The sequence below is a fragment of the Arthrobacter sp. Y3221157 genome, from assembly GCF_059089865.1.
Window position 1 is genome coordinate 1 of record NZ_JBNHFD010000176.1, and the last position, 2,413, is coordinate 2,413.

Consider the following 2,413-nt stretch of genomic DNA (forward strand, 5'->3'; position numbering starts at 1 on the left):
AGTGGGCAGATCTATTGGCCATCACCGGGCAGTTTTACTGGCCACCAGCGGGCACATCAACTGGCCGCCCGTGGGCAGAAACTAATGGCCATTGACACCTGAGGTTGAACGGCTCTTTGAGTCCTTGACAGGAGCACGGCTTAGTGGCGCCACATATACCTACCCGGAGCATTGGGCCAGGACGAGAATGAGCGACTTGGATCTCGTCCATGAGAGATATGGACGTCGTTCTGCATTTTGCTGATGCGGCCCACTTGAAGATCTCATGGGCCATAGCAGGTCTCATCGAGGGGTTGGAACTGAGCCGCAACGCCCTTCCCTGGCAGACGTTGTCGTATGTGGATGTCTCCTCATCCCCGCACTGGGCCCGCCTGATAGGTGACGAGATAAGGGACATCAAAGCGCTATGGCATGCCCAACGACGGGGTACCCGAGAGCATTTGGTGGGTGGGATTCACCCTTAACTCCGACGCCTCGTTCTCCATCGCCCTGGGCGAGATAAGACAGGGCAGGCCGGACTACCAGCCCGATGGGCTACTTGTCTTTTTTGATGAACTGCAGGACCTCAAGTTCAGGAAGACGATGCCTGGCTCCCCGGCAGACGACCCATAGGGCTACGACCAGCGTAAGCATTTCTGTACCGTTGGGAGCCGTGCTGAACGAAGCAAGAAACAACAGCCGTGGTGTCCCTCTAAATCTTTAGACATCGAGTAACGAAGGGTCCTCCCAAACGTCCTCGTAGCCGGGTGCCACGAGGAAGCGAGTCCCCGGCGGCAGATGCATCAAATGCGATAGTTCGGGGTATCGCTCCATGAAGTGAACCGTGTGCCAGGGCAGGAAGAAATCACCATCACTCGACAACTCCCCCGTCCATACGTACCACCCGTTTGTCCCAGCCGTCGGTGGGTGACGCAGCCCGTGCACCGGCCAATCCCACTCATTGATGATTAGGGACCGAGAAGCACCAAGTTTGCTCGTCAATTCTTCGATGCTCATACTTCATTCTGCCTGCTAGACGATTCGTTGGCGCAATGCTCTGCCGAAACCCTTGCGGGGAGGTTATTGCCCTCGGCGGTTCAGAGTTGGACGAGTATCCGGCGAATTTCGGTGAGGTCTGAAGCAATTTTCCTCTTATGCGCGAAAACCTCAGCCTCATCAATAGCATCGGCCAGCAGCTGAAGTAGTTGCTTGCGACGGTCAACCACGGAGCCGCCTGGAACTGCGGCCTGAACCATCAGTTCCGAATTCCTCTTCGAGAAGCGGCTAGTGCGAACACCAGAAAATTCGTTAGGGGCAAGCTTCCCGTCGACATGGAAAACAACGTTGACGTTCAGTGGACTAGTGATCCCCTCACGGAGGCCTTTTATCTCTTTCATTACACGACGGATGACAGGGTCCCAAGCCTTGCTCTCTGCGTTGTAATCGCCATAAACGGCACCGACTGAGAACGCCGGCACCTTGTCTGTAGTTGCCCTCACAACCTGCGGCAGCTGTTCGTGCTTCAACCGGTTAACCCCATCCTTTTCACGTTCTGAGTGTAGTCCCGGCACATTCAAGTTGTTCTGTTCGCTGGTCACCGGCAATCTGCGCACCACCGGATCCAGCCGAGGAACCTGTTGCGGGACATTGGCATTTCAGCCAGATCCGGCGTCCTATTTCAGGTCGTGCCCGTTGGTTGGATTTGGGTTCGCCCCGGTGCCCACAAATTACCCGGTGGCGGCCACCATCTTGCGCTGAATTGACCTCAGCATCCGTATCGTTTCCTCGTCCTGCAGACCGGTCGTAGTCGACCAATCCACGCCCGAGCCCACGACGTCACTGGCGAACACAATCTCGGTGGCCAGCAGAGCGCGACGCCAGTCAGCATAGGTTAAGGGACGCCCGTCGCTGATATCTGCTCTGATCCGAGACCCCTCTTTGAGCAAGTCAATAACATCCCGGAAGCCCATCGCCACGGCCATGGCCTTGGTGGGACTTGCTGGGCCTCCCCATTCAAGGAGTCCACGCCAAAGCAGCTCCCGTTCGTCATCGGTGAGGTTAAACGCAGCGTTATCCGGCATGTCCATCAATTTCTCTTGGGATCCAGCATTTCCGTCGTCACGGGTATTCGTTCGGCAGACCTTTTCGATGTGCCATCGAACTCGAACGTTACCTCCTGGAGACTGTAAATGGTTCGACGCACCTTCGCAGCGGATCCTACGCGCCGCGGAGAACTGCGGTGGACCGGACGGCCGGCGATGAAACATCCCGGAAGCGGCTCGCCCGCCCTTCGTCCCGTTAGCAGGTCGTCGTTGCCAACCCGTTGGCCATTCCGGGAACCCCCTACGGCGCACGTCCTTTGGCTAAGGGCCACCAGCAGGGCGGCGTCGTACTTACCTATAGGATTCCGTGATGGGCACTGAGGAATTTGACG

4 protein-coding genes are annotated in these 2,413 nt (G+C 57.1%); 1 reads left to right on the forward strand and 3 read right to left on the reverse strand.

Annotation, left to right across the window (positions count from 1 at the left end; all coding sequences use genetic code 11):
- Positions 1 to 447: 447 nt before the first annotated feature.
- Positions 448 to 612: a hypothetical protein gene (locus AC5RTT_RS20390; RefSeq protein WP_494146682.1), complete on the forward strand. Its 165-nt coding sequence runs from the start codon at positions 448 to 450 to the stop codon at positions 610 to 612.
- Between the two features lie 87 nt (positions 613 to 699).
- Here the strand turns inward: AC5RTT_RS20390 and AC5RTT_RS20395 are convergent, their stop codons facing one another.
- The 3 genes from AC5RTT_RS20395 to AC5RTT_RS20405 form a co-directional block, all read right to left on the reverse strand.
- Positions 700 to 996 (reverse strand): immunity protein Imm33 domain-containing protein, encoded by a 297-nt coding sequence (locus AC5RTT_RS20395; RefSeq protein ID WP_494146683.1) that lies wholly within the window; start codon positions 994 to 996, stop codon positions 700 to 702.
- 80 nt (positions 997 to 1,076) lie between these two features.
- Positions 1,077 to 1,577, reverse strand: a complete 501-nt coding sequence (locus tag AC5RTT_RS20400) for a hypothetical protein (protein ID WP_494146684.1) — start codon at positions 1,575 to 1,577, stop codon at positions 1,077 to 1,079.
- Between the two features lie 129 nt (positions 1,578 to 1,706).
- Positions 1,707 to 2,066, reverse strand: coding sequence for a hypothetical protein (locus AC5RTT_RS20405; RefSeq protein ID WP_494146685.1), 360 nt, complete (start codon positions 2,064 to 2,066; stop codon positions 1,707 to 1,709).
- Positions 2,067 to 2,413: the final 347 nt, after the last annotated feature.

Bases quoted from the DNA above. Each gene is read 5' to 3' on its own strand.
- AC5RTT_RS20395 (WP_494146683.1), bottom strand. From the start codon at position 996: ATGAGCATCGAAGAATTGACGAGCAAACTTGGTGCTTCTCGGTCCCTA.
- AC5RTT_RS20405 (WP_494146685.1), bottom strand. From the start codon at position 2,066: ATGGACATGCCGGATAACGCTGCGTTTAACCTCACCGATGACGAACGG.